This is a genomic window from Campylobacter sp. BCW_4321, assembly GCF_001763075.1.
Taxonomy (GTDB): Bacteria; Campylobacterota; Campylobacteria; order Campylobacterales; family Campylobacteraceae; genus Campylobacter_D; species Campylobacter_D jejuni.
On sequence record NZ_MJYA01000054.1, the window covers coordinates 1 to 3,193 of the forward strand.

Annotated in this window: 2 protein-coding genes; both read left to right on the forward strand. The window is 35.6% G+C overall.

Annotated elements, in window-relative coordinates; translation table 11 throughout:
• The coding region (locus AJN58_RS06215; protein ID WP_070292086.1) for a flagellin at positions 1-1,512 on the forward strand (1,512 nt) is incomplete at its 5' end.
• Positions 1,513-1,648: 136 nt separating this feature from the next.
• Positions 1,649-3,193, forward strand: a 1,545-nt coding sequence (locus tag AJN58_RS06220) for a flagellin (RefSeq protein WP_070292088.1), incomplete at its 3' end; no start/stop codon positions are given.

Consider the following 3,193-nt stretch of genomic DNA (forward strand, 5'->3'; position numbering starts at 1 on the left):
CAAACTGCTGATAAGGCTATGGATGAGCAACTTAAGATCTTAGATACTATCAAGACTAAAGCTACTCAAGCAGCTCAAGATGGTCAAAGTTTAAAAACAAGAACCATGCTTCAAGCCGATATAAACCGTTTGATGGAAGAGCTTGATAATATCGCAAATACTACAGCTTTTAATGGCAAGCAACTTTTAAGTGGAAATTTTACCAATCAAGAATTTCAAATCGGTTCAAGTTCAAATCAAACTATAAAAGCAAGCATTGGACCAACTCAGTCTTCAAAAATCGGTGTTACAAGATTTGAAACGGGTTCGCAAAGCTTTACTTCAGGTGTGGTAGGACTTACTATAAAAAACTATAATGGTTTAGAAGATTTTAAATTTGATAGTGTTGTGATTTCAACCTCTGTTGGAACAGGACTTGGAGCTTTAGCTGAAGAGATTAATAAAAGTGCCGATAAAACAGGAGTTAGAGCAACTTATGATGTAAAAACTACAGGAGCTTATGCTATAAAAGAAGGAACTACTTCTCAAGACTTTGCTATCAATGGGGTTATAATTGGTCAAATTTCTTATAAAGACGGAGATAATAATGGTCAGTTAATCTCAGCTATCAATGCGGTTAAAGACACAACAGGAGTTCAAGCTTCTAAGGATGAAAATGGTAAGCTTGTTCTTACTTCAGCTGATGGTAGAGGGATTAAAATCACTGGAGATATAGGAGTTGGTTCTGGAATTTTAGGAACACAAAAAGAAAATTACGGAAGATTATCTTTAGTAAAAAACGATGGTAGAGATATTAACATCAGCGGAACCAATCTTAGTGCTATAGGTATGGGAACAACTGATCTTATTTCTCAATCTTCAGTATCTTTAAGAGAATCTAAAGGTCAAATCGATGCAAATATAGCTGATGCCATGGGCTTTAATTCTTCTAAAGGCGGAGGAAAACAGATATTAATAGGTTACAGTGATGCTGCCTCTTACATGAGTTCTGCTGGTTCAGGATTTTCTTCTGGTTCAGGATTTTCTGTAGGTAGTGGTAAAAATATGTCTGTTACCATATCTTCTTCTGTTACTTTTTACTCTTCTATGTCAACAGCATCTGGTATTTATACTGTTTCTAAAGGTTCAGGTTTTTCAGAAGGTTCAGGAAATTCTCAATTTGCACTTTTAAAAACTTCAGCAGGTAATAAAGCTGGAACAGTAGATAAGAGTGCAGGTGTAACTACTCTTAAAGGTGCTATGGCTGTAATGGATATAGCTGAAACTGCTATAACAAATCTTGATCAAATCAGAGCAGATATTGGTTCGGTGCAAAATCAAGTTACATCAACTATAAACAACATCACCGTAACCCAGGTTAATGTTAAATCAGCTGAATCTCAAATCAGAGATGTAGACTTTGCAAGTGAGAGTGCAAACTACTCTAAAGCAAACATCTTAGCTCAAAGTGGATCTTATGCTATGGCTCAGGCAAATTCTAGTCAGCAAAATGTTTTAAGACTGCTTCAATAGTTAGTTTAAAAAATACTGCGATATATACAAATCCAAGCCTAGTTTAGCGCTAGGCTTTTTTTATTTTGGATGTTTTTTAAACTTGGAACACTTCTTGCTTTAATCTTTTCGATGCAATATTTTGAAAGGATTTAAAATGGGTTTTAGGATAAATACCAACATCGGTGCGTTAAATGCACATGCAAATTCAGTTGTTAATGCTAACGAGCTTGACAAGTCTTTAAGTAGGCTTAGTTCTGGTCTTAGGATTAACTCCGCAGCAGATGATGCTTCAGGGATGGCTATAGCAGATTCTTTGCGTTCTCAAGCAGCCACTTTAGGTCAAGCTATAAACAATGGTAATGATGCTATAGGCATCTTACAAACTGCTGATAAGGCTATGGATGAGCAACTTAAGATCTTAGATACTATCAAGACTAAAGCTACTCAAGCAGCTCAAGATGGTCAAAGTTTAAAAACAAGAACCATGCTTCAAGCCGATATAAACCGTTTGATGGAAGAGCTTGATAATATCGCAAATACTACAGCTTTTAATGGCAAGCAACTTTTAAGTGGAAATTTTACCAATCAAGAATTTCAAATCGGTTCAAGTTCAAATCAAACTATAAAAGCAAGCATTGGACCAACTCAGTCTTCAAAAATCGGTGTTACAAGATTTGAAACGGGTTCGCAAAGCTTTACTTCAGGTGTGGTAGGACTTACTATAAAAAACTATAATGGTTTAGAAGATTTTAAATTTGATAGTGTTGTGATTTCAACCTCTGTTGGAACAGGACTTGGAGCTTTAGCTGAAGAGATTAATAAAAGTGCCGATAAAACAGGAGTTAGAGCAACTTATGATGTAAAAACTACAGGAGCTTATGCTATAAAAGAAGGAACTACTTCTCAAGACTTTGCTATCAATGGGGTTATAATTGGTCAAATTTCTTATAAAGACGGAGATAATAATGGTCAGTTAATCTCAGCTATCAATGCGGTTAAAGACACAACAGGAGTTCAAGCTTCTAAGGATGAAAATGGTAAGCTTGTTCTTACTTCAGCTGATGGTAGAGGGATTAAAATCACTGGAGATATAGGAGTTGGTTCTGGAATTTTAGGAACACAAAAAGAAAATTACGGAAGATTATCTTTAGTAAAAAACGATGGTAGAGATATTAACATCAGCGGAACCAATCTTAGTGCTATAGGTATGGGAACAACTGATCTTATTTCTCAATCTTCAGTATCTTTAAGAGAATCTAAAGGTCAAATCGATGCAAATATAGCTGATGCCATGGGCTTTAATTCTTCTAAAGGCGGAGGAAAACAGATATTAATAGGTTACAGTGATGCTGCCTCTTACATGAGTTCTGCTGGTTCAGGATTTTCTTCTGGTTCAGGATTTTCTGTAGGTAGTGGTAAAAATATGTCTGTTACCATATCTTCTTCTGTTACTTTTTACTCTTCTATGTCAACAGCATCTGGTATTTATACTGTTTCTAAAGGTTCAGGTTTTTCAGAAGGTTCAGGAAATTCTCAATTTGCACTTTTAAAAACTTCAGCAGGTAATAAAGCTGGAACAGTAGATAAGAGTGCAGGTGTAACTACTCTTAAAGGTGCTATGGCTGTAATGGATATAGCTGAAACTGCTATAACAAATCTTGATCAAATCAGAGCAGATATTGGTTCGGTGCAAAATCAA